Here is a 2,628-nt window from a genome sequence, read left to right on the forward strand (position 1 = left end):
ATGAAAAATGGGGCCAACTACGTCAATTCCGTACTTTTTCAGGTCAATGAGCAGAAGTACTTCGCCAGTACCGACGGCTCGTACATCGACCAGGACATTCACCGGATGTGGCCGATTTTCAACGTCACGGCCATTGACCCCAAAAGCGGCAAGTTCGAGACGCGGCAGTCGCTAAGCGCCCCGATGGGTATGGGCTACGACTACCTGCAAGCCAATCCGACGGACAGCATCAAGGGCATCACGACCCGCTACAACAAAGGCTACGATATGTTGGGCGACGCAGTAGCCGCCGCCCAGCAAGCCAAGGAAAAACTCTCCGCTAAGTCGGTCGAAGCCGGAAAATACGACCTCATCCTCGACCCCTCGCACCTTTGGCTCACGATTCACGAATCCGTCGGTCACCCGCTGGAATTAGACCGGGTGCTGGGCTACGAAGCCAACTTTGCCGGTACCTCGTTCGCGACGCTGGACAAGTGGAAGGCGGGTGATTTCAAGTACGGTAGTCCAGAAGTGACGCTTTTTGCCGACAAAACGCAGGTCGGTTCGCTGGGCGCGGTCGGCTGGGACGACGAAGGCGTCGATACCCAAAAGTGGGATTTGGTAAAGGATGGCGTATTGGTCAATTACCAGGCCATCCGTGACCAGGCACACATCATCGGCGAAGAACGTTCGCAGGGTTGCTGCTACGCCGATAGCTGGAGTTCGGTTCAGTTTCAGCGCATGGCCAACGTGTCACTCGCGCCGGGCAAGACACCGCTATCGGTCGAGGATATGATTAAGGACGTCGAAAAAGGCATCTACATCATCGGCGACGGCTCCTTTTCCATTGACCAGCAGCGCTACAACTTCCAGTTTGGCGGTCAGCTGTACTACGAGATAAAGGACGGCAAGATCGCCGGAATGCTGAAAGACGTTTCGTACCAATCCAACACGCAGGAGTTCTGGAATTCCTGCGTCAAGATCTGCGACGAGCGTGACTACCGCCTCGGTGGCTCGTTCTTCGACGGCAAGGGTCAGCCCAGCCAGTCGAGCGCCGTCTCGCACGGCAGTTCTACCACGCGTTTTAATGGAGTCAATGTTATCAATACAGCCCGAAAAATTTAATTAGCCATGTCCGTAATCTTATCCGAAGCAGAGGCCAAGGCCATTCTGCAAAAAGTCCTCGCCTTCTCCAAAGCCGACGAATGCGAGGCCAATATCCTGGGCGAACAACGCGGCAACATCCGCTACGCCCGCAACGAAGTGTCAACAAGTGGTGGCCTGATCAACCAGAACCTGGCGGTGCAGTCGGCTTTTGGAAAAAAAGTGGGAACCGCTACCGTCGATGAATTCGACGATGCTTCGTTGGAAAAATGCGTCCGCCGTTCGGAAGAACTGGCGCAGCTTGCCCCCGAAAACCCGGAATATGTGGGTATGCTGGGGCCGCAGACTTACATGAAGTCAAAAGAATTTTTCGAGTCCACCGCCAACGTGAACCCCGACAAGCGGGCGGACGCCGTAGCCGTAAGTTTGCAACAAACCCGTGATAAAAAGCTGGTTGGCGCGGGTTTTCTGGATGACGCCAAAGGCTATTCGGCCATGATGAATTCGAAAGGACTTTTTGCCTACCACCCCAGCACCAATGTCAACTTTTCGCTGACGGTCCGCACCGAAGACGGGCAGGGTTCGGGCTACGTCATTCGCGGGTTCAGCGATTTTGACAAACTCGACACCAAAGCCGCCACCCAAATCGCTGTGCAGAAGTGCCTCGGCTCGGTGAACGCCCGCGCGCTGGAACCCGGCAAGTACACTGTGATCCTTGAACCCACGGCGGCTTCGGTTTTGCTCGAAAACATTTTCTTTAACCTCGACGCCCGCTCAACCGACGAAGGCCGCTCATTCCTGAGTAAGCCCGGCGGCAAGTCCAAGCTGGGCGACAAAATCGTGGACGAGCGCGTGACGATCTACTCCGATCCGGCCAATCCTGAACTACCCGCTTCCCCCTGGTCGGGCGACGGACGGGCGCAGGCGAAAACTAATTGGATCGAAAAAGGCGTAGTCAAGAATCTGGCCTATTCCCGTTTTTGGGCCAAAGAAAAAGGTGTAAAAGCCACGCCCTTCCCCAACAACCTCATCATGGCGGGTGGCACTTCGTCGCTGGAAGACATGATCAAAAGTACCAAGCGCGGTATCCTGGTCACGAAGCTGTGGTACATCCGCACTGTCGATCCGCAAACGCTACTCCTCACGGGCCTGACCCGCGACGGGACGTTTTTCATCGAGGATGGCAAGATCAAATACCCCGTCAAGAACTTCCGCTTCAACGAAAGCCCGATCATCATGCTCAACAACCTCGAAGCCCTCGGCAAACCCGAGCGCACCGTCAGCACGGAGTCGGACCGCAATTACCTGATTCCGCCGATGAAGATTCGGGAGTTTACGTTTACGAGTTTGTCGGATGCGGTGTAGGTGAGTGGTCTTAAAAGGAGTTAGGTGGATTGCTTTGTAAACTGCTTTACTGCGGTTTGGGGATAGTCTGCGTACGGGCCGCCCATTGCTGCCAGGTACTGGAAAGCTCCTTGACCATGGCCGGGTGCTGCCGGGCCAAATCGTTCATTTCGGTACGGTCTTTTGCCAAATCGAACAGCT

General features: G+C 55.3%; 2 protein-coding genes. Both read left to right on the forward strand.

Annotation, left to right across the window (positions count from 1 at the left end):
- Positions 1-1,104 (forward strand): TldD/PmbA family protein (locus ACEW8P_RS22450; protein ID WP_373515306.1); only part of this gene is annotated, 1,104 nt, incomplete at its 5' end.
- 6 nt (positions 1,105-1,110) lie between these two features.
- Positions 1,111-2,448, forward strand: coding sequence for a TldD/PmbA family protein (locus ACEW8P_RS22455; protein WP_373515307.1), 1,338 nt, complete (start codon positions 1,111-1,113; stop codon positions 2,446-2,448).
- The last annotated feature ends 180 nt before the right edge of the window (positions 2,449-2,628 follow it).

Origin of the sequence: Persicitalea sp. (genome assembly GCF_041751555.1) — a bacterium.
Lineage (GTDB): Bacteria > Bacteroidota > Bacteroidia > Cytophagales > Spirosomataceae > Persicitalea.

Bases quoted from the DNA above. Each gene is read 5' to 3' on its own strand.
- ACEW8P_RS22455 (WP_373515307.1), top strand. From the start codon at position 1,111: ATGTCCGTAATCTTATCCGAAGCAGAGGCCAAGGCCATTCTGCAAAAA.